Genomic DNA, 26,868 nt, shown 5'->3' on the forward strand with positions numbered 1-26,868 from the left:
AAATTATGGAATTGTTTTGGGATTATCGTTTTAAAACTATTAAAACTAGAATTACCCTTCTTATCTTTATACTATTGCTTCAATCCTGTGCCACACATCAGGCACAATTTGGAAAAGAAGCAGCAAAAACAAGGAGTACTAACGGCATTGATACCACAAAAATTGCCCACACTTTTTATTTAATTGGCGATGCCGGCAATGCCGACTTAACACTACCCCAACAAACCCTTGAACTCTTGAGCCAAAAGTTAGCTTCGGCGGACAAAAATAGTACTTTATTGTTTTTGGGAGACAATATTTATCCCAAAGGAATGCCCAGTGATAAAGAACCTGACGCTAAAGCAGTAGCAGAAACCAAATTGAATACGCAACTGGCTTTGGCTAAAAACTTCAAAGGGCAAACGGTATTCATTCCCGGAAATCACGATTGGTACAGCGGCATCAAAGGATTAGAACGCCAAGCGCAATACATCACCACGAAATTAAACGATAAAAAAAGCTTTCTCCCACAAAAAAACTGTGCCATCGAAAGTGTAAAAATCAACAATAATCTAACAATGATTGTGGTGGATAGTCAATGGTTCTTAGAAGATTGGAATGAGCATCCTACCATCAACGAGTTTTGTGACATTAAAACCAGAGAAGCTTTTTTCGAAGAATTAGAAGATTTACTAAACAAAAACAGGGACAAAAAAGTAGTGTTGGCCATCCATCATCCTTTGCAAACTAATGGGTCGCACGGAGGACAATTTTCGCTAGAAAAACAACTTTTCCCTTTGGAACAAAAAATCCCGTTGCCTATAATTGGGTCTTTTATCAATTTACTACGCAAAACATCTGGAATAAGTTCACAAGACATTCAAAACAAACAGTACTCCATCCTGACCAAACGCATCAAAACCCTATTACAAGCCCACAATAATGTGGTTGTTGTTTCGGGGCACGATCATAATTTACAGTATATTGACCACGACAACATCAAACAAATCATCAGTGGTGCTGGCTCAAAATCTGAAGCCGCAAGAGCCATTTTCCCAAATGATTTCTCCTATGGCGGTAATGGTTATGCCACTCTTTCTGTTTATAAAAATGGTCGTATCACAGCTTCTTTTTTTGGAAATGAAAAAGGAAACGAACAACTTTTATTCGAAACCACTCTTTTCGATTCGGATGAAAAAAGTGCTGTTGTAGCGCCAAAAGATTTCCCCAAAACAACTACTGCTTCTATTTACACCCAAAAACAAACCCGAAAAAAAGGATTTTACAAGTTCCTTTTTGGCACGCATTACAGAAAAGTGTACAGCACCGAAATTACCGTTCCAACAGTTACGCTAGACACGCTTTATGGCGGTTTACAACCCAAAAGAGCGGGTGGCGGACATCAATCCAATTCACTGCAATTGGTAGACAAAGACGGAAAAGAATACGTAATGCGCGCCTTGAAAAAAAGCGCCACTCGTTTTCTGCAAGCCGTAGCCTTCAAAGATCAATACGTGGTTACTGACTTTGAAGACACATACGCCGAGGATTTTTTATTTGATTTTTACACGACATCGCATCCTTATACGCCTTTTGCGGTGGGCAATCTTGCGGACAAAATTGGAGTATACCACACCAATCCAAAATTGGTTTACATTCCAAAACATAATGCTCTAAAAGAATTCAATGCCAATTTTGGCAATGAGCTATATATGGTAGAAGAAAGACCAAGTGACAGCCAAGCCGACAATGACCTGTTTGACAATCCCGATAAAATTATTGTTACCGATGAGTTGCTCAGCAATTTACACAAAGACGAAAAATACCAGGTCGATGAAAAAGCCTATATCAGAGCGCGATTGTTTGATATGCTTATCGGAGATTGGGACCGTCATAGCGATCAATGGCGCTGGAGTGCCTTCAAAGAGGGAAAAAATGTTATTTACAAACCAATTCCAAAAGACAGAGACCAAGCGTTTAGTAAGTACGATGGAGCGTTGCTTTCCTTATTAATGAATATGCCTGCTTTGCGCCATATGCAAACCTTCAACTCGTCTATTCGCAACGTAAAATGGCTCAACAGGGAGCCTTATCCATTGGATTTGGCGTTATTAAGAACTGCCAAAAAGGAAGATTGGATTGAAGAAGCCCAATACATTCAAAACCATTTGTCTGACAAAGAAATAGAAGAAGGTTTTGCGTCAATTCCAAATGAAATAAAAGGAGCTACTATCAACGAAATCATTGAAAAATTAAAAGTCCGAATGCGAGACTTACCGAATTATGCCAAAGCGTATTATGAAGTGCTTCAAAAAACGGTAGTAATCGTCGGAACCAACAAAAAAGAACAATTTTCCATTTCATTCCCTTCAAAAAACGAAGTTGAAGTAGCAGTCTCTCGTCTCAAAAAAGAAGGACCCGAATCGTGGTACACCAAACGATTTGACGAAAAAACCACCAAAACAATTTGGATTTATGGCTTAGATGATGATGACGTTTTTGAAGTTAATGGAAAAAACAAGTCTGGAATTTTACTACGTCTTTTGGGCGGACAAAATAACGATAGTTACACCGTAACGCACGGCAAAAAAATTATGGTTTATGATTTTAAATCGAAACCTAACACTTATAATTTGGATGGAAAAACCAAAAAAGTAATCACAGATGATTACGACACCCAATATTACAATTATGAAAAACCCAAATACAATGCGATTTCTGGACTTCCTTTTGGAGGATACAATCCAGATGATGGCGTAAAATTGGGGTTAATTGCCAACTATACGGTAAATCGTTTTAAGCAAAATCCTTTTACACAAAAACACATCCTAAAAGCCAACTACTTTTTTGCCACTAGCGGTTTCGAACTTTTGTACAACGCTCATTTTCCAAAGGCTTTGGGAAATTGGGATTTGGATGTAGCCTCCAAGTATACAAGTCCTAATTTCACCATCAATTTCTTTGGTTATGGGAACGAAACCATCAACAACGACGAGACGAATGGAATGGATTACAACCGAGTACGTCTAAGAACTTTATCCATAACTCCCTCTCTGAAAAAAATAGGAAGAATGGGCAGTGAATGGAACTTTGCAGCAATTGTAGAACGCATTACAGTAGAAGAAAGCAGTAACCGTTTTATCAACACGCCTGGTGTGGTTAATCCTGAGATTTTCGAAAGACAGAAATTTGCAGGTGCCAGTGCCTCCTATTCTTTTGAAAACTATGATTTACCTGCCTATCCAAGTATGGGATTTGGTTTTTCGATAAAAGGAACTTGGAAAATGAATTTGGAAGAACTCAACCGAAACTTCACCGCTTTGGAAACCAAAATTAACCTTAACCATCGCCTAGATAAAAAAGGAAAACTAGTACTCGCAACAATTCTAAAATCGAAAATACTTTTTAATGACCATTACGAATTCTATCAAGGCGCCACATTAGGTGGAGATTATGACCTTAGAGGTTTTAGAAATGAACGCTTTTTAGGAAAACGTTCCTTCTATCAAAGCAGTGATATTCGTTGCCAATTGGGGAAAATCAAAAAAAGCTTGTTACCACTTTCTTATGGTCTTCTTGGCGGATTCGATTACGGGCGTGTTTGGCTCCCTAGTGAAAGTTCTAACAAATGGCATCAAGCCTTTGGTGGCGGCCTTTGGCTTAACGGATTGAATGTACTGACTGCTAGAATTACTTATTTCAAAAGTAGGGATGAAGAAGCAAGACTTTCTGTAGGCTTAGGGTTTGGATTTTAATTGACGTAACGAAGTCAAATACATTTTTGACCTTCCTTTTTTCTCGCCTTCATCAGCAAGTAATATTTGATTATTGTCGATAAAAGCAATGGATTCTTTTTGTGAAAAATGCCCTAGTTCAAAAAGAGTTTTGGTTCCATTTAGCACCGTTCCTCCTTTGAATCCTGATAACAAAAACACTTTATCGTGGCAAAGCAGAACAATTTTGCTTTTATCAGGACTTAGTGTTGCTCCCGTAATTTGGCAGTTGTTGTAAGTATCGCACGTTTTAATTTTTCCAATTAATTGTGCTTGCTGCACTCCAGCCGCATTTCGGATTTTATAGACTAACGAAGTACCGTCAAAATTTTTGCTTCTGTTTTTGGTAAACAAATAAAAATAGCCTTGCCATTCAATAAACGCTTCGGTATCGAAAAGTAGTGCTGATTTTTTGGGAGGTAATTCTTTTTGCTCCGGAAACGAAAAGGAAATTTTATAGTCAGTTTTTGCAGAAGATGCATTGAGTTTTGAAGCCCCAATTTTATAAATACACAAATCACGACGAATGTTGTCATTGTTCCCAAAATCGCCAATATATACATTGCCTTGAGTATCTTTGGTCAATTCTTCCCAGTCAATATTGGTGGCATTGGTGATGGTACACGTCTTTTTGAGGTCACCCGAATGCGCATCTAAACCAAAGAGCACATTGTCATTACCGCTATCTTCTAAAGCCCAAATCATTTTGGCTTGAGACATGTATACCATTCCCGAAATTTCCTTTATTTTTTTGGGGAGTTCAAATTGTACGGTCAAAACACTACTATCTTTTTGACAAGCTAAACATACAATCCCCATCAAACCTATAATTCCTTTTTTCATGATTGAGAGTCTTTAAATATTGGCTCAAGATAAGAAAGATTACTAAAAAAGAGGCTTATGTAGCCTCTTTTAAAATGATATTAGTTATGAAATTTACTTTTTTATAAACTTCCAAGTGGTGATACTTGTACCTATTTTGAGCTTACATAAATATAATCCTTTGGGCAAAGTCGATAAATTGAGAGCTACTTTCTCAGTAGCGTTAACTTTTTTAGACCATGAAAAAACTTGAGTTCCTAAAGTCGAAAACACTTCAATGTTGGCCATGCCATCCATATTTTCAGGTAATTCGATCGTCAGCATAGCGTCAACCAATGTTGGATAAAACTGCACCTTACTCAGCATAGTCTCATTTTGTCCGAGAGCAGCACAACCTGAGGAAATAACTCCTGCTACGGTTACGTTTAATGTAGCACCCGCCCCACAATTTCCGTTAGCCACTGCCGTAGCTACTTCAGCCACCGGTAAAACAGTATAAGCATAGGATGGTTTTGAAACCGAACCTACATTGGCACTTCCGTTTATACAGCCATCAAATGTGAGCCCAACAGTACCTCCATCGGTGCTATTGTAATTACGATAAACACTGGCAATGTTGGCAAAATTGGTGTTCTCTACATAACAAGTAGTGTTATTATTTCCGCCACCTAAACCAATGGCCAATGAACCAGAAACCGTAGTATTGTAATAGCAATTTAATAAATGTAATTCTGCATTTCTGGCTCTAGGCATTCTTTCTTTGCAACCTTCAGCCCAATAGCAGTTTTGAAAAGTGATGCTATAATGTCCATCTGCAGGGAAATCCGACTTACTAGACCCCACCAAATTGGTAAAACGATGGTCATCCGCACCGCCAGGACCGCCAGTTTTTGCCGGTTTTAAATAGGTAAACTTACACCAGGAAATGGTGGTATTATCACCAGCTCCTTTATTATCAAAATTTCCGTCGGTGCCATCTTGAAACTCACAATGGTCTACCCAAAGATTGGTACACTCAGATGTGAGATTGTCTCTACCATCTACATCATAGGCGCCTGGTCCTTCAAAAATAAGATTTCTAATAATCACGTTGTTTGAGCCTGGTTTTAGATAAAGAATTCCAGAGCCCGTTGCCGTTTGATTAGTATTGACTAAGCGTGCTCCTTTTAAACCGATGATGGTTTTATTGGTGAGTGTTTCACTTGTATAACTGCAATTAATCGTACCAGAAACCAAAATAACTTGGGGAGTAGTCAATTTGATTGCCGCCTTAAATTCATCATAGGTAGTAACGGTTATGGGAGTGGCATTGCCCCCACCAGTAGCGGCAGCTCCAAAGCCTTCGGGTTTAGACATATAATAGTTTTGTCCAAAAGCAGTCAAAAACACGAAAAAAAAGAAAGGTGTAAATACAGTCTTCTTCATAAAATAAAATTATTAGTAGGTTAAGATTTTGGGAAATCAGTGCAAAATACAACAACTTAATCTAATGTAATCCATTACCCAACCAGATAATACTTTTTTATTTTGCAATAGCTAATTAATGATAAACAGTCATTTTCTATCAACAAGAAGGGATTATTGGTATTATATCCCTGTTTTTTTTAAGAAAAAAACTATAAAAAAAAGGATAAAATAAAAAACTACTACCTATATAACTAAAATCTATTTTCACTCATAAAAAACAGACCCCCTACCAAAAAACACCTAAAAACATGATAAGAATAAAGAATTAAGTACCTACCCCCATTGTAATGACATTAATAAGTAAATAAGTATCAAAATAAAGATACTGTACTTATAAAAAGCACATTAACTGTTTTTTAACCAAAACAGAATTGTGCGTTTTTCTTTATTTTAATATCTTTACAATGTGAAAAAATCAAAAAACATAGCATTTTTATTCTTTTTATTTTCATATTCTTTATTATGGACACTAAATTGCTATTTAGACGTAAGAGATTCTAAAACAACGGAGTGGACAGTAAAAAATGAAAGTCAAAAAGAATTGGACTCCGAATTTTTTTGGGTGTTCAGAGTTGAGACTTTGGGCAACACCAAAAAAGAATACTTCAGCATTCGAAGACCAAAAGTGATTATGGATTCTTTCTATACCACAGGAATTTATTTGCAAAAACATTGTCCACCTCCAGAATGCTAACTTTTTTTTCAGTTCCCTTTTAATTAAAAAAAAACAACAAGAAAAAAATTAGTCCTATGAGAACTTTTATAACTTTATTATTTTTAGCTATTTCTGCACCATTTTATGCTCAATCACATACTTTAGTAAAACATAATGGTGAAAAACTGAATGTAAATTACATCAAAACCGACAACAATTTAATCTATTTCAACTCTGGAAAAGATCAAGTAGAGCAAACGATAAGCACTTTTGCGATAGCAGAATTAATCAACACTACAACCAATGCGACAACCAAAGTTTCAGATAAAATTGTAGTAAACGGTGAGCAAGATTACAACAAAGTGCTACTTATTACTCCTAATACAGCTGCTGGTTTATCTTCAACTACTAGCGACTCTAAATTCGTTAACCGAGTAAAAGGTCAAACTCCATTGGCTGTTCAGCAACAAAATATTATTGCTTTGAAAAGAAAAGCCGCTAAAGAAGGAATTCCTTTTGTTTCTTTAGCACAAAACAACAGAGCGGAATCAAGTGCTACGATGTACACTTACTAGATACTACAAAACAGCAAAAAACTCTAATTTAGATTACCCCCAAAAAGGTTAGACACTTTTTGGGGGCATTTTTATAAATATAAAAATTTAACGAATAGGCATAAAAAAACCTTAAAAAAAAACAATTCCGTAATTAAGAACGACTTTCGCTTGTAAAAAATATAGTCTCCAAAGTGGTAAAAAAAAACAATCAGAAATGTTACAAAATAGATTTTCAATAACCATAAAAAATTGTATTTTTACCGCACAAAATTCAAAAACAAATGGGCAAAATCATTGCGATTGCTAATCAAAAAGGAGGAGTTGGAAAAACTACAACATCCGTAAATCTTGCAGCATCATTAGGTGTTTTAGAAAAAAAAGTTTTATTAATTGATGCTGACCCTCAAGCTAATGCCACATCAGGACTAGGAATTGATGTAGAAACAGTTGAGATTGGGACCTATCAAATTTTAGAGCACAGTCATACTCCACATGAGGCGTTGCTGAAATGCACCGCTCCAAACGTAGACGTAATTCCATCCCATATCGACCTTGTGGCTATCGAAATCGAATTGGTAGACAAAGAAAACCGTGAGTACATGCTCAAAAAATCATTAGACAGTATCAAAGATGAATACGACTACATTTTGATTGATTGCGCGCCATCTTTGGGCTTACTAACTTTGAACGCACTTACCGCTGCTGATTCTGTGATTATCCCTATTCAGTGCGAATATTTTGCACTTGAAGGATTAGGAAAATTATTGAATACCGTAAAAAGTATTCAAAAAATTCACAACCCAGATTTAGATATCGAAGGATTATTACTTACGATGTATGACTCAAGATTACGTTTGTCTAATCAAGTTTTGGAAGAAGTCCAAAAACACTTCAACGATATGGTTTTTGACACCGTAATCCAACGAAATGTAAAATTGAGTGAAGCTCCTAGTTTTGGAGAAAGCATCATTAACTATGACGCTACTAGCAAAGGAGCGGTAAATTACATTCACTTAGCTCAAGAAATAATAAAGAAAAATAGCAAATAGGTTTTATGACAAAAGCAGTAAAAAAACAAGCACTTGGTAGAGGATTATCCGCATTATTAAAAGACCCTGAAAACGATATTAAGTCGGTTGAGGATAAGAATGCTGACAAAGTTGTAGGTAACATTATTGAGCTTGAAATTGATGCTATTGAAATTAATCCATTTCAACCCAGAACAAATTTCAATGAAGAGTCATTGCGCGAATTAGCTACTTCTATCAAAGAATTAGGCGTGATTCAACCCATTACGGTTCGAAAGTTAGACTTTAACAAATACCAATTAATTTCAGGAGAACGTCGTTTGCGTGCGTCAGTTTTAGTAGGACTTACTACTGTACCAGCGTACATTCGTATTGCAAATGACAACGAATCATTGGTTATGGCTTTGGTGGAAAACATTCAACGTCATGACTTAGACCCAATTGAGATTGCCCTTTCCTACCAACGCTTAATGGATGAAATTCAGTTGACTCAAGAACAAATGAGTGAAAGAGTTGGAAAAAAACGTTCTACAATTGCTAACTATTTACGTCTTTTAAAACTAGATCCAATTATTCAAACAGGGATTAGAGACGGTTTCATTAGTATGGGACATGGCCGTGCCATTATCAATGTTGAAGATTTAGATGTTCAGGCGCAAATGTATCAGAAAATCGTAAGTCAAAATCTATCTGTACGTGAAACCGAAACGTTGGTAAAAAACTATCAAGAAAGTTTATTGCCAAAATCAAACATTCCAACAAAATCTGCTGCTTTCGAAATTGATGACGAACAACAACATAGTTTCAACTCTTATTTTGGAACCAAAGTAGATCTGAAAGTAGACCCTAAAGGAAAAGGGAAAATAACGATTCCATTTCATTCCGAAGAAGATTTGAACAGAATCATAAAACTAATCAACAGGTAGTGAATAAATTCCTTACCATATGTATCCTCACTTTTTGTATAGGAAATGATTTTGTTTTTGCACAAGATAAAAAAACTGAAGGTTTAGTTCCAAAAGACACTGTCCAATCAAATGATATAGATCCATTAACACCTGCAAAAGCAGCTTTTTACTCTGCTATTTTGCCAGGTTTAGGTCAAGCCTACAACAAAAAGTATTGGAAAATTCCACTGGTTTACGCTGGAATAGGTACAAGTTTGTATTTTTATATTGATAACAATAGAAAATACAATCAATACCGAGATGCTTACAAAAGAAGATTAGAAGGCTACACCGATGATAAATTTTCTTATTTAGACAATAGCCGACTCATTGCAGGTCAAAAATTCTACCAACGTAACAGAGATTTATCGGCATTAGTAACGGTTGGTTTTTATGTATTGAATATTATAGACGCCAATGTCGATGCGGCTTTAATTCAGTTTAATGTAAATGAAAATCTTTCTTTAAAACCTGAAATTTACCCAAACGATGTAACGTTTCGTCCCAACGTTGGACTAACTTTCAATTATACTTTTTAAGAAGTACTTATTTTAAATCAAAAAAAATGAAGATTGCGCTTTTAGGATACGGAAAAATGGGCCAAGTAATTGAAAAAATTGCGCTTGAGAGAGGCCACGAAATTGTTTTAAAAAAAGACGAATTCAACACCTACGAAGGACTAGAAAAAGCCGATGTTGCTATAGATTTCAGTGTCCCAGCAGCAGCAGTTGCTAATATCTCTGCAAGTTTCAACAATCAGGTTCCTGTAGTTTCTGGCACAACGGGCTGGTTGGCGCATTATGACGAAATGATTGCCTTATGTAAAGAAAAAAATGGTGGTTTTATTTCTAGCTCTAACTTCAGTTTGGGCGTAAATCTTTTTTTTGAATTGAATTCCTATTTGTCAAAAATAATGGCTCCTTATGATTCTTATAAAGTGTCAATGGAGGAAATTCACCATATCCATAAATTAGACGCGCCAAGCGGAACGGCTATTACCCTAGCCGAGGGAGTTATGGAACATAGTAAGTATTCTAAATGGACTATGGATACAAGTCCAAATGAAAACGAACTTCACATTGAAGCCATTAGAATAGGAGAAGTTCCGGGTACACATACGGTGACCTACAACTCCCCTATCGACGCCATCGAAATTAAGCATACTGCTCACAACAGAGAAGGATTTGCCTTAGGTGCTGTTATTGCTGCAGAATGGTTGGCAGGAAAACAAGGCGTTTTCACAATGAAAGATGTTTTAAATTTTAAATAATCATAGAGCTACATTAGTTTTAAAAAATACCGAATCCTATGACACTATATTCTTGGTTTGTATTCTTTTTAGTTATTCAAATAGTCCATTTTTTGGGGACATGGAAAATGTACGAAAGTGCCGGAAGAAAACGCTGGCAAGCCGCAATTCCTATTTACAATGCTATTGTATTGATGAAAATCATAGGAAGACCAACTTGGTGGACGATTTTATTGTTCATTCCAGTAATCAACTTAATTATGTTTCCTGTAGTTTGGGTAGAAACCTTACGTAGTTTTGGAAGACGTTCTACAATAGACACCATTTTAGTGATTCTAACCTTTGGTTTTTATTTGTATTACATTAATTATACACAACCATTAAATTATATAGCCGATAGAGACACAGCACCTGATCACAAAGCGGCTGATACTGTTAGTTCATTGTTGTTTGCAGTTATTGTTGCCACCATTGTTCATACTTATTTCATTCAACCATTTACCATTCCAACTTCATCTTTAGAGAAATCATTATTGGTGGGAGACTTTTTGTTTGTAAGCAAAATGAACTATGGAGCAAGAGTTCCAATGACTACCGTTGCGATGCCGATGGTTCACGACACCATTCCATTAACTAAGAAAAAATCGTATTTAAATTGGCCACAATTGCCTTATATGAGATTCCCTTCTATCGAAGACATCAAGCGAAATGACATTGTAGTATTCAACTGGCCAGTAGACACAGTATATAAATTTAGAGACAAATCTGGTTTGCGCGTTGATAAACCTATCGATAAAAAATCAAACTACGTAAAACGTTGTGTAGGTTTACCTGGAGATAATTTATCCATTAAAGATGGTTTAATTTACATTGACGGAAAAGAACTTATCTTACCAGAAAGAGCCAAACCTCAATATTCCTACAAACTGGCATTGGATGGTAAAACACCTATTGATTTTGAAACACTGTTCAAAGAACTAGACATTACAGATCCAGCGGGATTTTTGGATGATCAAAAAAGAGATACTTTATTTATTAGTGCTTTGACTGCTGCCGGTGCAGAACGATTTAAACAAGTACCAGGTATTACTTCGGTGACTAGAATAATTTCAAAAGGAGCCGAAAAAAGTGTCTTTCCTCATACCAAAAACTGGAATCAAGACAACTACGGTCCAATTTATATTCCGCAAAAAGGAAAAACGGTGGCTTTGAATTTAGAAACGCTTCCTTTTTACAAAAATATCATAACCGATTATGAAAATAAAAAATTAGAAGTAAACGGAACCGAAATCAGAATTGATGGTAAAGTAGCTACTAATTACACTTTTGATCAAAATTATTATTGGATGATGGGAGACAATCGCCATAACTCTGAAGACAGTCGTTATTGGGGATTTGTTCCAGAAAACCATATTGTGGGTAAACCTATTTTTATTTGGTTAAGCTGGGATACTAACGGAAAAGGTATCAACAAAATTCGTTGGGATCGTGTTTTCACAACCGTTAGCGGCGAAGGCCAACCACAATCCTATTTCAAGTACTTCTTGTTTGCTTTAGTTGCTTTCTTTATTGGAGAATATTTTTGGAAAAAAAGAAAAGCTAAAACTGAGATTTAACCCAATGTACAACGTTTCTTCAAAAGTCATATTTTTCCTTTTCGGATAGATATGACTTTTGACTTTAAAAAAAGTAGTATGAATACATTAATACACCCATCGTATTTCCCTTCAATTAGTCAGTTTGCGGCTATGGTACAGTCGGAAGTAGTAACGTTTGAAGTTGAAGATAATTTTCAAAAACAGACGAATAGAAATAGAACTTACATTTATAGCCCGAATGGGATTCAAATGCTAAATATTCCAATAAAGCACGCCAACAAAGGACATCAAAAAACAAAAGACATTACCATTGAGAATGATTTTGATTGGCAAAAGCAGCACTTTAAATCTCTTGAATCGGGCTATAGAAGCTCTCCGTTCTTTGAGTTTTTTGAAGATGATTTTATACCATTCTTTGAAAAAAAGCACACTTACTTGATGGATTTAAATTTTGAAACGATTGCTTTGATGGAAAAATGCCTAAGATATCCGCTAGAATTCAAAAAGACAGATGAATATTTTCACGAAGTAGCAGATGACATTTTTGATGCTAGAAGCCTAGTAAATGGTAAAAAAGACCCTAATATTTTCGGGAGCTACACTCAAGTTTTTGATGACAAACACGGTTTCATCAACAATTTGAGCGTGCTGGATTTAATTTTTAATGAAGGAAAATTTGCTTTGGATTACTTGAAAAATCAAAAGATTATTGTGCCATAAAAAGCCAATTGATACTCCTTAGCCCCGATCGCAGCGGCATCCTTTTGTAGTCATAGCTTTTTTCAAGCTCTGACTACAAAAGATATAGCGGAGAGCGGGAACCCATACCAACAAAATTGCCTTTTGTTTCGCTCCTAAAACTGCTTTTAAAAACTCAATTTAGCTATGATGGGATAATGATCTGAGTTTTGAAACTCAGGGAAACTCTGAAAGTCTTTCACTTCCATTTGATTGTCTGCAAAAATATAATCAATCCTCGCGGGGTAGTATCGAAAGGTATAGGTTTGCCCAAAACCTTTTCCCGCTTCTTCAAAAGTGTCTCTCAATTTCCCTTTTACATTTCGATACACATAAGAAAAGGCGCTATTATTCAAGTCGCCACAGATGATTAACGGATAGGTACATTCTTTTTTGTGAGCGATAAATATTTCGGCTTGTTCTTGTTGTTGTCTGAAAGCTTTGCTAATTCGGTTATATAATTTCTGTGATTTTTGTTGATTGATTACCTCGATGTTCTCGGAAATTTCGTGTACGTCTGGCGAAATTTTTATCGATTGAAAATGGATATTGTACACGCGGATAATATCTTTTCCTCGCTTTATATCGGCGAAAATGGCGTTATTATTAGAATTAGGAAACACAATATTGCCTTGATTGATGATAGGGAATTTTGAAAAAATGGCTTGCCCCGTACGAATTTTATCCCCTTCGATAAAAATATAGCGATAAGGATATACTTTTAAATCGACATTTCCGTGGTTTGAATATTCCTGAATACATAGAATATCAGGATTGTTTTGATTGATAAAAGCCAAGATTACTTCTGGTATATCCTCTCTATCTATCCATTTGAATACGTTAAAAAGGCGAACATTATAGCTCATTATTTTAAAATCCTTTGGAGATTCTGGATAGTTTTTTTGTGAAAATTTGTAAAATTTATTGATAAAAGTTATCCCCATCAGCAAAACCAAACCTGATAGAATCATTCGTTTTTTGAACTGAATTCCCCAATAAATGAAAAACAAACCGTTAAGCACGAAAAAAGCAGGCATAAACAGTGTAAAAACAGCAAACAACGGAAATACTTTGGGCGACAAAAAAGGAAATATATAGGCAGTAAACGTGAATACAGTCAGGACTAAATTCAAGAAAAACATTATTTTATTGAACCAAGATAGGTTTTTCATTTTTTATTAGTTTCAGGTTGAAGATTTAGATTTGCGCTATCTAAAACAACTTTATTTTCCGGCTTTAAACAAAAATTCTTTTTCTTCTTTGGTCAGACAATCATAACCCGACTGACTAATTTTATCTAAAATTTCATCAATCTGTTGTTGTGTTTTGTCTTTAGTAACAATTCTAGAAGTCGTTCTTGTTGGCTCTTTTTTAGCATAATTTACGTGCACTTTCTTGAACGGTTTTTTCTCTTTCTTTTGAAACAAACTTATAAAAAAATCGACAATACCAGTTACCAATTTACTCAAATCCAAACCATTAACCAATAGTTTTATAAATAAAAAACCAAAAAAGGCACCAGCAAAGTGAGCGATGTGCCCGCCCATATTCTCTAAACGAAATTGAAGCACATCCAATAAAAGAATTACAGCGGCGGTGATGTACCACAACTTTACTCTACCAAAAAGGAACAATTGCACTTCCATTAGTGGTTGATAGGTTGTAGTGGCTACCAATATTGCATAAATTGCTGCCGAAGCCCCTACTATTAACGAATTGTACTGCATAAAATAATAAGACAATACAAAGACAACACCTGAAAAAATTGCACTTAAAATATACAATCCTACAAACTGTTTGGTTGTAAAAAACGTCAAAAACAACTGACTGCAAAAGTGCAAAACAATCATATTGAAGAACAAATGACCAATTCCGTCGTGAAAAAACGCATATGATATATATGTCCAAGGAGAGCGTAAAGAAACTAAAGGATCTGATGACAATGCAATCCAATCAGGAAATGCAAATTGACCTAACTTAAATTGGTAAAAAAGCGGTATGGAGATTAAAAAGATACCTACATTCCAGAAAATGAATTGCAATGCAACATCTCCCAAACGGTAACGCGATTTTAAATCATCGAGTATATTCATAAAATGATGCTATTAATATCCTAAATATAAACAAAACTATAAAAAAGAACTCGTTTTTATTAATTCCAACGATTGTTATTGAATTGATTTTTTTTCCAATACCACATCATCAAGAAACCTAACAGAGCACCTCCCAAATGCGCAAAGTGTGCAATTCCTGAAGAACCTCCAAAAATAGAACCTCCAGTTACACCAGAATATAAATCATACATTAATAATACAGGTATAAAATATTTTGCTTTGATTGGAATCGGGATGAACATTAACATCAATTCAACATTAGGAAACATAAAAGCAAAGGCAACTAAAAGTCCATAGATAGCTCCAGAAGCTCCTACCATTGGCACTTGGACACTACTAGCTGCTTTGAAAAAGCTTAAAAATGAATCTTCATTTAACATATTCAATTTGCCAGCATTCTCTAAAATTGGTTTTAACTCTGCTTCAAATAAATCTGGGCGATAAACCGTATTATCAGATACCGTAGCATTAAGTATTTGATGCAAAGCACTGTCCGTAAGATTAAAATCTTTTACATTTTCTAAAATATGCTGCAACTCTAAATAATTTATACCCATTTGGACCAAAGCTGCACCAATACCGCAAGAAATGTAAAAAAACAAAAACTTTTTGCCTCCCCAAAAATGCTCAAGAGTAGAGCCAAAAGAAAACAAAGCAAACATATTGAACAAGATATGCATTATACCACCATGCATAAACATATGTGTTAGTATCTGCCAATATTGAAAATTTGAATCTTGATACGAAAATAATGCAAAATAAACATTTGATACTGGAACCAACTGAGTACCGATAAAAAATAATATATTGATTATTAATAGTTGTTTTACAACAGGTGTGATATTCATCATACAGCAAATTTTTTATCTAAATCTTCCACACGCATAGTAATGAAAGTAGGTTTATTAAAAGGAGAAACATTGGGCTCTTTGCATGCAAAAAGGCCATTTACAACATTTTCTTGTTCTTTTTCGGTTAAATACGTTCCTGTTTTTACTGCTAAACTTTTGGCCATTGATTTGGCAATAGTATCGCTTTGACTAAAACTGTTTTCTGGAATTCCATCGTGTAAATCGGCTAATAATTGTTCGATCACCAAAGCCACTTCACTTTCTGAAATTGTAACTGGAATTCCCGAAATCACCACATGATCTGTAGCCGAAGTGTCAAAAACAAAGCCTGTTGCAGTCAATGTACTTTGCAATTCTGCAATCAACGCCATTTCATCGGTAGAAAAGAACAAATTCAACGGAAACAACAACTGCTGACTAGCTGCTTGATGCATGGTCATATTGGCCAAAAATTGCTCGTACAACACTCTTTGATGAGCACGCTGTTGGTCGACAATTACCATTCCTGACTTTATAGGCGAAACAATATATTTTTTATGTATTTGATATGTTTTTTGAACCGCTTGTTCAACTTCATTATCCGAAAACAATGAGGAAGAAATAGCATCCGTTTCGAAAGCCATACTAGAAAACTGCTCGGGTTCTGGATTGCGTCCTACCTCTGGTTCTAGGCCGACATATAAACTTTCCCAACTTGAGGTAGACTCTGGTTTCTTATAACTAGAAAAAGATTTTTTGGGAGCAGCAACTACTTCTGCAAAAGGATTAAAATTACCATCAACCTCAATAGTAGGAAAAGAACCTTCCAAATCTTTATAATGATACGGTGTATCCAAATTGGCATCTCTATCAAAATCCAATACAGGAGCTACATTAAATTGCCCAAGACTGTGCTTGATTGAAGCTCTTAGAATAGCATACAAAGCGTGTTCATCGTCAAATTTAATCTCGGTTTTGGTGGGATGAATATTGATATCGATAGTATTGGGTTCAACAGTGAGGTACAAAAAGTAACTGGGTTGCAAACCGTCTTTCAAAATGCCGTCAAAAGCTGCCATTACCGCGTGGTGCAAATAACCACTTTTTATAAATCGGTCATTGACAAAGAAAAACTGTTCTCCTCTACTCTTTTTGGCAAATTCGGGTTTGCTTACAAAACCTTGAATGCTCACTATCTCTGTTTCTTCGCTTACAGGCACCAATTTTTCATTGGTTTTACCAGCAAATATTCCTACAATACGTTGACGTAAAGTAGCTGGAGGCAAATTGAACATTTCATTTCCGTTATGATAAAAAGTAAAATGAATTTTGGGATGCGCCATAACCACACGTTGGAACTCATCGACCACGTGGCGAAATTCGACGGTATCGGATTTTAGGAAATTACGACGGGCTGGAATATTAAAAAAAAGATTTTTTACAGCAAAAGAAGTTCCTTTGGGCAGAACAGCCACTTCTTGGGAAACAAACTTGCTCCCTTCGATGATAATGTGAGTACCCAATTCGTCTTGATCTTGCTTGGTTTTCATTTCTACGTGAGCAATCGCTGCGATAGAAGCCAAAGCCTCTCCACGAAAGCCTTTGGTGTTTAATGAAAATAAATCTTCGGCCAAACGGATTTTAGAAGTAGCGTGGCGTTCAAAGCACAAACGCGCATCTGTCACGCTCATTCCAACGCCATTATCTATGACTTGTACCAGTGATTTTCCGGCATCTTTTATAATCAATTTAATGTCGGTGGCTTTGGCATCTACAGCATTTTCCAACAATTCTTTGACAACAGATGCAGGTCTCTGGACTACTTCTCCAGCAGCAATTTGGTTAGCGACGTGATCCGGAAGCAATTGAATAATACTCGACATTAAAAAATATAAGATTTAGAGGTTACGAATTTCTGATTTGGATTTAAAATCAAAAACCAAGGAGGACAAATTTAAGCAAAAACTATTGGGTTTTACTAGCGTCGTACTCATAAAAAAAACAAAAAACCTATACTTGAAAAATCGAAGTATAGGTTGTAAAATTAAGAAACTATAACACTATTCTTCAAGTTGTAACGGCTTCTCTTCGATTTGCAAAGCGCCAGCTCCTAATAAATTTTGATGTTGAAATTGATGCGTTAGCGTAGCTTGATGACGAATGTATGCCATTTTTATAGCTGCGATGGCGGCTTCGGTACCTTTGTTACCGTGAATTCCTCCGCTTCTGTCTATAGATTGTTGCATCGTATTATCCGTTAGCACGCAAAAAATTACAGGAATATCGGTTTGTACGTTTAGGTCTTTTATGCCTTGGGTAACGCCTTCGCAAACAAAATCAAAATGCTTGGTCTCACCTTGAATCACACACCCAATCACAATTACCGCATCTACGTTTTGGGTTTGCAGCATTTTTTTGGCTCCATAAATCAGCTCAAAACTTCCTGGAACATTCCAACGGATAATGTGCTGAACGGGCACTTGGTTTTCTATCAAGGCTTGGTAGGCGCCATTGAAAAGCCCTTCTGTTATATTTTCATTCCATTCTGCAACCACAATTCCGAAACGGAAATCTTTGGCATCTGGAACTTCGTTTTTATTATAATCCGATAAATTTTTGTTTACGGTTGCCATTGTATTGTTTTATTTAAATTAAACTCTTGTACTTTTTGTTGCCTTTTAAGAATGTTGCCAAAAAAGCAAAAACATTACTCCTAGCCCCGATGGGAGGGAATATCCTTTTGTATACAGCTGGCAGGTGATAAAACCTGACAGCTGTATACAAAAGATAGGAAGGACAGCGGGACGATTTTCGCTGAAAAGCCTATTGTTGCTGCTCCTAAAAAGCAGTAGTAAATATAGGCATAAAAAAAAGAGGTTAGAAATGAAAGTATTCAAAAATTAATTCGAACTCCTTTGGTTTCTAACCTCAACTTATTTTGGGAGAAAGTGCTTTTTATTGCGCTAATCCTATCAATCCATCTACAACAGCAGCTTCTGGAGTTGCGTCATAATTTTCTTTAATATCTGTAAAGTATTTCAAAGCGTCTTCTTTTTTGCCTAAGCTCAAAGCCGTTTTACCAGCTTTCATCAAGAAACGTGGCGTAGTAAAATCGTTTTTGTTGGATTCAGCTGCTTTTACATAAAAGTCTAAAGCCTCTTCTTGCTTGTTGGTTTGAGCATAAGCATCTCCAATAGCTCCTTTTGCTAATGCGCTTAAGATAATGTCATCAGACTTGAACTTCTCTAAGTAAGAGATAGCCTCTGCATATTTACCAGTATTTAGGTAAGCGATACCCGCATAGTAATTGGCTAAATTTCCAGAAGCGGTTCCTGAGTATTCGTCAGCGATTTTGATAAATCCGAATTTACCTTCAGACCCGTTTAATGATAATTTGTATAGAGAGTCGCTTGCTACACCATCTGTTGCTTTTTGGAAGTTTTGTTGTGCTACGAACATCTCGTTAGCTGCTTCTTCTTCTTGTGGAGTAGCAATAAATTTTTGGTACGCTAAATATCCTACAGTTATCAAAGCAATACCTGCTACGATACCAATAATGAATTTTTGGTTTTTGGCAACAAAATCTTCAGTTTTTGAAGCTGTTTCATCTAACTTAGAGAAAACTTCAGCAGTAGCACTGTCTTTTTCATTAACTTGAACTTCTTCGATTGGTTCTTTTACTTCTTTCTCTTTTGGTGTTTTATATCCTCGTTTGCTGTAAGTAGCCATTTAAAATTAATTTAGTGAGCCGCAAAAATAAAATTTTTATTGAAACAGACGTAAAAAAAATTGATTTTATATTCAGTTTTATCTTCTTTCTTTTTTCAATTCTTGAAAACCTTAATAATATGGATAATTTTCAATAATTTGCGCCCCTCTAAACTAGCACTCATAAACGAGGTTGTTGTCAATAAAAAGGGGGCTTTCACTATGTATTTAAAAAAAATTTCTTTATTCAATTATAAAAATTTTGCCGAAGCTGAATTTGAATTTGACAACAAGATTAATTGTTTTGTTGGCAAAAACGGAATTGGAAAAACGAATGTTCTGGATGCGATTTATCACTTAGCTTACGGTAAAAGTTATTTCAATCCGCTGGCCATTCAAAACATTAAACACGGTGAAGATTTTTTTGTAATTGATGCTTTATTTGAAAAAAACGAACGCAATGAGCAAATAGTTTGCAGCATCAAAAAAGGGCAAAAAAAGATTTTAAAAAGAAACGGCAAAGCCTACGACAAATTTTCGGATCACATTGGTTTCATTCCATTGGTAATTATTTCACCAGCCGACCGCGACCTTATTATAGAAGGCAGCGAAACCCGAAGAAAGTTTATGGACAGCGTTATTTCGCAACTTGACGCGACCTATTTGCAACAATTGATTCAGTATCAAAAAACAATCAGTCAGCGCAACGCTTTATTGAAGTATTTTGCCTTGAACCACGTTTTTGACAATGACACCTTATCTATTTACAACGAGCAATTGGATGGTTTTGCTGCCTTACTTTTCGAAAAAAGGAAAGCCTTTATTGCCGAATTTTTACCCATTTTCAATAAGCATCATCAAGCCGTTACAGGAAGTGCAGAACAAGTACAACTCGTTTATGAAAGTCATCTTTATGAGAAAAGTTTACTAAATTTATTAAATGAAAATTTAGCCAAAGACCGAGCGTTACAGTACACCAGCGTTGGCATCCATAAAGACGATTTGTCGTTCGAAATTGATTCATTTCCTATCAAAAAATTTGGCTCACAAGGCCAACAAAAATCATTTTTGATTGCGCTAAAACTGGCTCAATTTGATTTTCTGAAACAACAAAGTGGCGTAAAACCAATACTGCTTTTTGATGATATTTTTGATAAGTTAGATGAATTTCGAGTAGCCAAAATTATCGAAATGGTAAAAGACGATTCGTTTGGACAACTCTTTATATCGGACACTCATCCCGAAAGAACCGAGGCCATATTGCAATCGACTTACCAAAGCTATACGGTTTTCAATTTGTAGCAACCAAAAAGAACACGCTGTAGCATTCAAGATTTGAAGTGTTTTATTTCAACCAAAGCCTAAAAAATAATTACTTTTACATAAAATCATTCAATACCTATGAAGAACATTTTTATAATCGCATTGGCAATGCTTTTTAGTTTTACTTCTTGCCAAAGTCAAACTTCAAAAAACATACAATTAATTGAAGCTTCAGCTTTTGCAGAGAAAATAAAAAACACCCCTAACGCACAAATCCTTGACGTAAGAACACCTCAAGAATTTGCAGGCGACCATATTGAAAATGCCAAAAACGTCAATTGGCTCAATGCTGATTTTACTACAAATGCTGCAACATTAGACAAAACAAAACCCGTATTTGTGTATTGCAAAGCAGGAAGTCGCAGTAATAAAGCCGCAGCAAAATTAGCAGAAATGGGATTTACAACCATTTATGACCTACAGGGTGGTATCCTAAAATGGGAAGCCGCTGGACTTTCAAAACCAAGTGACAAGCTTGTTGGAATCAACAAACAACAGTTTCAAGCACTTTTGAACTCAGACAAGAAAGTACTAATCAATTTCTTCGCGCCTTGGTGTGCGCCTTGCAAAAAAATGGAACCTTTCATTTTAAAAATGCAAAAAGAAAATAGCGACAAAGTTGTTATTGTTCGTTTGAACGCCGATGAAAACAAAACCATTATGAAAGAACTAAAAGTAGAAGAACTTCCAACCCTACTTTTGTACGAAAACAACAACCTAAAATGGAAAAGTAGCGGTTTTGTAAGCGAAGAAGATTTGAAAAAACAAATACTATAACTTATGGTTTCGGAAAGTACGATACAATTCTTGAAAGATTTAAAAACCAACAACAACAGAGAGTGGTTTTTAGACAATAAAAAAAGATATGAAGCTGTAAAAAAAGAATACTACCAACTAACTGCTGATATATTGGATAGTATGAAAGCTTTGGACCCAACCTTAGCACTTTTGGAAGTAAAAAACTGTGTATTCAGAATCAATCGTGATATTCGTTTTTCAAAAGACAAATCGCCTTACAAGGCCCATTTGGGTATTTGGCTTTCTACTGGTGCCAAAAATGCTGAAGCGGCTGGATATTATTTACAAATCGATGCCGAAAATCCTTTTGTTGGCGGCGGAATGTATTGTCCGCAACCCGAACAAATTCAGAAAATCCGAAAAGAAATCAACTTTTTTTATGACGATTTAGTAGCGATAACTAGCGACAAAGATTTCGTGTCTAATTACAAAGCACTGAATCGTGACGAAAATTCAACGTTAAAAAATCCGCCAAGAGGATACGAAAAAGACAACCCAGCGATTGAGTTTTTAAAATTAAAAAGCTACACCGCCACAGAAAACTTCAAGCCTGAACTTTTGACGCACAAAGATTTTATTCCGTTAATGGTCAAAAAAATGATTGCTTTGCGACCATTGAACGAATTCCTCAACAGAGCTTTAGAAATAGAATAACCTGTTTGCAACAGACAAAATACTACTCCCTATGGAAATCCTTGAAAATTTTTCATTAAAAAAATACAACACCTTTGGCATGGAAGCCAAAGCCAAACAATTCGTTGCCGTTCACTCTACCGAAGAACTACAACAAGTGTTAGCACAGCATCCCAACGAAAAAAAATTCATTTTAGGTGGAGGCAGCAATATGCTATTGACCCAAGACATTGACGCTTTGGTCATACACATCGATTTGAAAGGAAAAAAGATAATCGATGCCAATGACGATTTCGTTTGGGTTGAAGCCCAAGCTGGCGAAAACTGGCACGAGTTCGTACTTTGGACCATCGAGCAAGATTTTGGTGGATTAGAAAATATGTCACTTATTCCGGGCAATGTGGGCACCACTCCGGTTCAAAACATTGGCGCTTACGGCACCGAAATCAAGGATACTTTTGTTTCTTGCCACGCTATGCACATAGCCACTCAAGAAATCAAAAATTTCACCAATGCTGATTGCCATTTTGGATACCGCGAAAGCATTTTCAAAAACGAAGTAAAAGACCAATTCGTAATCACTAGCGTGATTTTCAAATTAACCAAAAGAAATCACCACATCAACATCTCTTACGGCGATATTACTGGAGAATTAGCCAAAAACGGCATTACACAACCCACGCTAAAAGACGTGAGCAACGCCGTAATCGCCATCCGACAAAGCAAATTACCCGACCCAAAAGAACTTGGCAACAGCGGTAGCTTCTTCAAAAACCCAATCCTTCCGAAAGCCGATTTCGAAAGCATTCATAAAAAATTCCCCGAAATGCGCTTTTTCGAGGTCTCTCCTACTGAGGTCAAAGTACCTGCTGGCTGGCTAATCGAGCAAGCGGGCTTCAAAGGCAAACGCTTTGGCGACGCCGGAATCCACAAAAATCAAGCGCTGGTACTGGTCAATTATGGCAACGCAACGGGGCAAGAAATAGTGGCGGTCTCCAAAAACATCCAAGAAACAATTTTCAACACTTTTGGCATCCACATCGAGGCCGAAGTGAATATCATTTAGGAGCAAAACAATAGGCTATTCAGGAAACAAGGTTCCCGCTTTTCGCTACAATCTTTTGTGCCGAACTCCGGCACAAAAGGATTTTCGCTGCAATCGGGGCTAAAGAGCCACAAATGGCTTTTTTGTAAACATCTAAAATCTCAAAAAATGTACACACCCGATATTTACCAACTAGAAAATCCCAATAGTATTCGCGCCTTTCTAAAAGAAAATGCTTTTGGAATATTAATCAATCAAACCAACGGAAAATTGTGGGCCACGCATATCCCAATGGAATTGGATTATAACAGCGAGGGTAAAGAAATTTTGCACGGTCATCTCTCCAAAGAAAATCCACAAGGCATCGCTTTTGAAGATAACACCGAAGTTTTAGCCGTTTTTACGGGGCCGCACGCTTACATTTCATCTTCTTGGTACGACCACGAAAACGTCCCTACTTGGAATTACACCGCCGTTCACGTATATGGAAAAGTAAAAATCATTCACGGAGAAGCTGTAATCGATTCTCTAACAAAATTGGTAGACAAATACGAACAAGCCTCAGCCTGTCCGGTAAAAGTTAGTGAGTTATCGAAAGCCACGATGCGACAAGCCAAGGGCGTAATTGGTTTTGAAATTGAAATCACTCAAATCGAAGCGACACAAAAAATGTCACAAAATCGTGACGACCACAATTACAAAAACATAATTCAAGAGTTAGCAAAAACACAATCTCCTTCAGCTATTGCCGTTGCAGAAGAAATGAAAAAATTAAGAAAGTAAATCACCGATTGTATGGAAAGTTTATAATTGATAATTAACTTTGCAGCCATCCTATCAGAAACTAATTAATACAATGTTTTTATATCTACTATACTTTTTTATCGCTCTAATCGTAATACAATTTGTATACTATATTGGCGTTTTTAGTAAATTTTCCTTCACAAAACCTGATGCAATCAACGCTAAAAATATTCCTATTTCGGTAATCGTTTGTGCCAAAAACGAAGAAGAAAACGTTAAAGAATACATTCCGATTCTTGCACAACAAGACTACCCTACATTTGAATTAGTACTAATAGATGACGCTTCTAGCGACGAAACATTAGAAGTTTTTGAAGCCTTTGAACAACAATACCCAAACATTCGATTGGTAAAAGTTCAAAACAACGAAGCCTTTTGGGGTAATAAAAAATATGCTTTGACCTTAGGGATTAAAGCAGCAAAATATGAGCATTTGTTATTCACCGATGCAGATTGCTTCCCGCTTACCAAAGATTGGATTAGCAATATGTCCGCTCATTTTGATCGTGACAAAAAAATAGTTTTAGGTTATGGAGGCTATATCAAAATCGCCAATTCTTTTTTAAACAAAATCATACGCTACGAAACCGTATTAACAGCAATTCAATATTTTTCTTGGGCAAAATCAGGTCGTCCTTATATGGGAGTCGGACGAAATTTAGCTTACAAAAGAGAAGTTTTTTTTGATGTAAACGGATTTATTAATCACATTCAAGTGCGTTCTGGCGACGATGATTTATTTGTCAATCAAGCAGCAAATAAAGAAAACACAACCATTGCTTACACTCCAGAAAGTTTTACTTATTCTGAGCCTAAAAAAACATTCAAAGAATGGTTCAATCAAAAAAGACGACACATAGCAACCGCTGAACACTACAAATGGGGAGATCAATTCCAACTTGGAATCTTTTATTGTTCCCAATTGCTTTTCATAATAACCGCTATTGTATTACTTGCTTTTCAATTTGAATGGATACTTGTTGTAAGCCTTATAGCATTCAGATATTTATTCACTTGGATTAGCTTTGGATTAGGAGCTAAAAAACTAAAAGAAAAAGATATCATCTATTGGTACCCTGTTCTTGAATTTTGGCTTATATTCACACAAATTAATATCTTTATTACCAATATTTTTTCAAAACCTGTACATTGGAAATAAATAAAAAAATTGAAAAAGCTAAAAAAGGGGATCAAATTGCCTTTACTTTCTTGCTAGATCATTACTGGAATGAAGTATACGGCTTTATGCTCAAAAGAACCGAAAACGAAACCGATGCGGAAGACATCACTATCGAAACATTCTCTAAAGCGTTCGATAAAATTAGCACCTACAACAGCGAATTTCAATTCAATACCTGGTTAATTGCTATCGCAAAAAATGTCCACATTGACTTATTGCGCAAAAAAAGATCCAATCTTTTCGTAGAAATCACCGAAGAACAAGACAGACAAGCTCAAAATATTGCCGACACCACCCCATCTGCAGAAGACGAATTGATTACGGAACAAAATTTATCTCGTTTATTACAATTCATCAAAGAATTAAAACCGCATTATCAAGAAGTCATTCAATTGCGTTACTTTCAAGAATTGAGTTATCAAGAAATAGCCACTAAAATTGACGAACCTATCAGTAATGTAAAAATTAAACTCCTAAGAGCTAAAAAGTTACTAGCAGAAATTATCCAGCAAAAACGATAGCTTTATCAAAAAAAATATTTTATTTTTCACAACATAAAACTCATTAATTCAGCCATTAAACACTAAAAAAGTTAAATACTTAAAAATATTTTTACATTTTAACACAATAAGAAAACACTTGTTCACGTTGTTAAATATAAAAATATAGCTTATGATTCTATAGTTACTTAACCTCTAAAACTATACACCATGTCTAAATTAAGTATTTACGAAAGCCGCTGGATTGATCTTGTTTTTGAAGACAAAAACAAAAATTATGGAGCCTATCAATTACGACAAGAAAGCACCAAAAACACGATATCTGCGTTTTTTCTTGGAGTAGTATTAATTACCACTATCGTCTGTATTGCCATGGTCATTAACAAGCTAAGCCCAAATACCATCGTAGCACCAGAAATTCCAGAAATTATAATTCACCCAATAGATTTAGATAAAATCATTCCGGTGACACCTGAAGAACCTGTTAAAAAAACAGCGCTTCCAACGGTAAAAGATCCTGTACAAAATGTGGTAACCACCCAACAAATGACCAATCCACAAGTTGTGAATGCTCAAGCAGCTACTCCAGATGTTCCAAAAAACGACGAGTTTTCGCAATCGAACACAACAACTGCTGTTAGTGGAGACGCTACAACAGGAACGGTGACTACAGCAACACAAGGCACAACTCCTGAAGTAGAAGTACCCAATAATAGCATTGTTAACACTGCTATACTAGACAAATCACCAGAATTTCCTGGTGGAATGAAAAAATTCTATAGCTACGTAGGGAATAACTTTGCAAAACCAGATATCGAAGGATTAGAGACCATCCGTATATCGGTAGCTTTTGTAATCGAAAAAGACGGAAGTTTGACAGATATTCGCGTATTAAAAGATCCCGGATACGGATTAGGACAAGAAGCCATTAGAGTCTTGAAATCATTAAAAACCAAATGGACTCCTGGAATTTTAAACGGCAAACCTATGCGAACCGCCTACACACTACCCATAGTCATCAAGACAGAATAACTTCAAAAAAGCAGAACTAAATGTTCTGCTTTTTTTATGCAAAATTCTCCCAAAAACTGATGCGTATACTTCTTTTTTTCCATACAAC

At 35.8% G+C, this 26,868-nt stretch carries 25 protein-coding genes; 17 read left to right on the forward strand and 8 right to left on the reverse strand.

Features of this window, described 5'->3' with window-relative positions:
* Positions 1–5 precede the first annotated feature (5 nt).
* The gene (locus tag WFZ86_RS15895; protein ID WP_342692839.1) at positions 6–3,734 is read left to right on the forward strand and encodes a metallophosphoesterase; all 3,729 of its coding nucleotides are present in this window, start codon (positions 6–8) and stop codon (positions 3,732–3,734) included.
* Here the strand turns inward: WFZ86_RS15895 and WFZ86_RS15900 are convergent.
* Both WFZ86_RS15900 and WFZ86_RS15905 read right to left on the reverse strand, forming a co-directional pair.
* Positions 3,717–4,595, reverse strand: a complete 879-nt coding sequence (locus tag WFZ86_RS15900) for a hypothetical protein (RefSeq protein WP_342692840.1) — start codon at positions 4,593–4,595, stop codon at positions 3,717–3,719. The two genes, WFZ86_RS15895 and WFZ86_RS15900, sit on opposite strands and share 18 nt — an antisense overlap.
* Positions 4,596–4,688: 93 nt before the next feature.
* Positions 4,689–5,999, reverse strand: coding sequence for a pectate lyase family protein (locus WFZ86_RS15905; RefSeq protein WP_342692841.1), 1,311 nt, complete (start codon positions 5,997–5,999; stop codon positions 4,689–4,691).
* Positions 6,000–6,447: 448 nt separating this feature from the next.
* Here WFZ86_RS15905 and WFZ86_RS15910 point away from each other — a divergent pair, with 448 nt between their 5' ends.
* From WFZ86_RS15910 to WFZ86_RS15945, 8 genes are all read left to right on the forward strand, one after another.
* On the forward strand, positions 6,448–6,735 hold the full coding sequence (locus WFZ86_RS15910) for a hypothetical protein (RefSeq protein ID WP_342692842.1): 288 nt from the start codon (positions 6,448–6,450) through the stop codon (positions 6,733–6,735).
* A 56-nt stretch (positions 6,736–6,791) separates the two neighbouring features.
* On the forward strand, positions 6,792–7,271 hold the full coding sequence (locus tag WFZ86_RS15915) for a hypothetical protein (RefSeq protein WP_342692843.1): 480 nt from the start codon (positions 6,792–6,794) through the stop codon (positions 7,269–7,271).
* A 263-nt stretch (positions 7,272–7,534) separates the two neighbouring features.
* Positions 7,535–8,302, forward strand: coding sequence for a ParA family protein (locus WFZ86_RS15920; protein ID WP_342692844.1), 768 nt, complete (start codon positions 7,535–7,537; stop codon positions 8,300–8,302).
* A 5-nt stretch (positions 8,303–8,307) separates the two neighbouring features.
* Positions 8,308–9,207 carry a ParB/RepB/Spo0J family partition protein gene (locus WFZ86_RS15925; protein WP_342692845.1) on the forward strand — a complete coding sequence of 300 codons (900 nt, stop codon included), beginning with the start codon at positions 8,308–8,310 and terminating at the stop codon, positions 9,205–9,207.
* Positions 9,207–9,767 carry a DUF5683 domain-containing protein gene (locus tag WFZ86_RS15930; protein ID WP_342692846.1) on the forward strand — a complete coding sequence of 187 codons (561 nt, stop codon included), beginning with the start codon at positions 9,207–9,209 and terminating at the stop codon, positions 9,765–9,767. The genes WFZ86_RS15925 and WFZ86_RS15930 overlap by 1 nt, the downstream gene beginning before the upstream one ends.
* Before the next feature lie 26 nt (positions 9,768–9,793).
* On the forward strand, positions 9,794–10,498 hold the full coding sequence (dapB, locus tag WFZ86_RS15935; RefSeq protein ID WP_342692847.1) for a 4-hydroxy-tetrahydrodipicolinate reductase: 705 nt from the start codon (positions 9,794–9,796) through the stop codon (positions 10,496–10,498).
* Positions 10,499–10,536: 38 nt separating this feature from the next.
* The gene (gene lepB, locus WFZ86_RS15940) at positions 10,537–12,093 is read left to right on the forward strand and encodes a signal peptidase I (protein WP_342692848.1); all 1,557 of its coding nucleotides are present in this window, start codon (positions 10,537–10,539) and stop codon (positions 12,091–12,093) included.
* A 78-nt stretch (positions 12,094–12,171) separates the two neighbouring features.
* Positions 12,172–12,795 (forward strand): WbqC family protein, encoded by a 624-nt coding sequence (locus WFZ86_RS15945; protein ID WP_342692849.1) that lies wholly within the window; start codon positions 12,172–12,174, stop codon positions 12,793–12,795.
* Positions 12,796–12,941: 146 nt separating this feature from the next.
* Here WFZ86_RS15945 and WFZ86_RS15950 read toward each other — a convergent pair whose 3' ends face one another.
* The 6 genes from WFZ86_RS15950 to WFZ86_RS15975 all read right to left on the reverse strand — a co-directional run bounded on the left by WFZ86_RS15950 (position 12,942) and on the right by WFZ86_RS15975 (position 19,486).
* Positions 12,942–13,985, reverse strand: coding sequence for an endonuclease/exonuclease/phosphatase family protein (locus tag WFZ86_RS15950; protein ID WP_342692850.1), 1,044 nt, complete (start codon positions 13,983–13,985; stop codon positions 12,942–12,944).
* 51 nt (positions 13,986–14,036) lie between these two features.
* On the reverse strand, positions 14,037–14,906 hold the full coding sequence (locus tag WFZ86_RS15955; protein WP_342692851.1) for a rhomboid family intramembrane serine protease: 870 nt from the start codon (positions 14,904–14,906) through the stop codon (positions 14,037–14,039).
* 59 nt (positions 14,907–14,965) lie between these two features.
* Complete coding sequence (locus WFZ86_RS15960; protein WP_342692852.1) at positions 14,966–15,778, reverse strand: rhomboid family intramembrane serine protease; 813 nt, start codon at positions 15,776–15,778, stop codon at positions 14,966–14,968.
* Entirely contained in the window at positions 15,775–17,640 is a 1,866-nt protein-coding gene (mutL, locus tag WFZ86_RS15965; protein WP_342692853.1) for a DNA mismatch repair endonuclease MutL, read from the reverse strand. Before mutL ends, WFZ86_RS15960 begins: the two co-directional genes overlap by 4 nt.
* Positions 17,641–17,817: 177 nt before the next feature.
* Positions 17,818–18,390: a 6,7-dimethyl-8-ribityllumazine synthase gene (gene ribH, locus WFZ86_RS15970; RefSeq protein WP_315171292.1), complete on the reverse strand. Its 573-nt coding sequence runs from the start codon at positions 18,388–18,390 to the stop codon at positions 17,818–17,820.
* A 322-nt stretch (positions 18,391–18,712) separates the two neighbouring features.
* Positions 18,713–19,486: a tetratricopeptide repeat protein gene (locus WFZ86_RS15975; protein WP_342692854.1), complete on the reverse strand. Its 774-nt coding sequence runs from the start codon at positions 19,484–19,486 to the stop codon at positions 18,713–18,715.
* 201 nt (positions 19,487–19,687) lie between these two features.
* Between WFZ86_RS15975 and recF the strand changes: the two genes are divergently transcribed.
* The 8 genes from recF (at position 19,688) to WFZ86_RS16015 (ending at position 26,780) form a co-directional block, all read left to right on the forward strand.
* A complete protein-coding gene (gene recF / locus WFZ86_RS15980; RefSeq protein ID WP_342692855.1) occupies positions 19,688–20,767 on the forward strand; it encodes a DNA replication/repair protein RecF in 1,080 nt (359 codons plus the stop codon).
* 99 nt (positions 20,768–20,866) lie between these two features.
* A complete protein-coding gene (locus tag WFZ86_RS15985; RefSeq protein WP_342692856.1) occupies positions 20,867–21,565 on the forward strand; it encodes a thioredoxin domain-containing protein in 699 nt (232 codons plus the stop codon).
* A 3-nt stretch (positions 21,566–21,568) separates the two neighbouring features.
* Entirely contained in the window at positions 21,569–22,240 is a 672-nt protein-coding gene (locus WFZ86_RS15990; protein WP_342692857.1) for a DUF2461 domain-containing protein, read from the forward strand.
* Positions 22,241–22,271: 31 nt separating this feature from the next.
* Complete coding sequence (gene murB / locus WFZ86_RS15995) at positions 22,272–23,285, forward strand: UDP-N-acetylmuramate dehydrogenase (protein WP_342692858.1); 1,014 nt, start codon at positions 22,272–22,274, stop codon at positions 23,283–23,285.
* 147 nt (positions 23,286–23,432) lie between these two features.
* Entirely contained in the window at positions 23,433–24,047 is a 615-nt protein-coding gene (locus WFZ86_RS16000; protein ID WP_342692859.1) for an FMN-binding negative transcriptional regulator, read from the forward strand.
* A 73-nt stretch (positions 24,048–24,120) separates the two neighbouring features.
* Positions 24,121–25,227: a glycosyltransferase gene (locus WFZ86_RS16005; protein WP_342692860.1), complete on the forward strand. Its 1,107-nt coding sequence runs from the start codon at positions 24,121–24,123 to the stop codon at positions 25,225–25,227.
* Positions 25,218–25,769, forward strand: a complete 552-nt coding sequence (locus WFZ86_RS16010) for an RNA polymerase sigma factor (protein WP_342692861.1) — start codon at positions 25,218–25,220, stop codon at positions 25,767–25,769. The genes WFZ86_RS16005 and WFZ86_RS16010 overlap by 10 nt, the downstream gene beginning before the upstream one ends.
* Before the next feature lie 189 nt (positions 25,770–25,958).
* Positions 25,959–26,780 (forward strand): energy transducer TonB, encoded by an 822-nt coding sequence (locus tag WFZ86_RS16015; RefSeq protein ID WP_342692862.1) that lies wholly within the window; start codon positions 25,959–25,961, stop codon positions 26,778–26,780.
* The last annotated feature ends 88 nt before the right edge of the window (positions 26,781–26,868 follow it).

This window comes from Flavobacterium polysaccharolyticum (assembly GCF_038739875.1).
Classification (GTDB): domain Bacteria; phylum Bacteroidota; class Bacteroidia; order Flavobacteriales; family Flavobacteriaceae; genus Flavobacterium; species Flavobacterium polysaccharolyticum.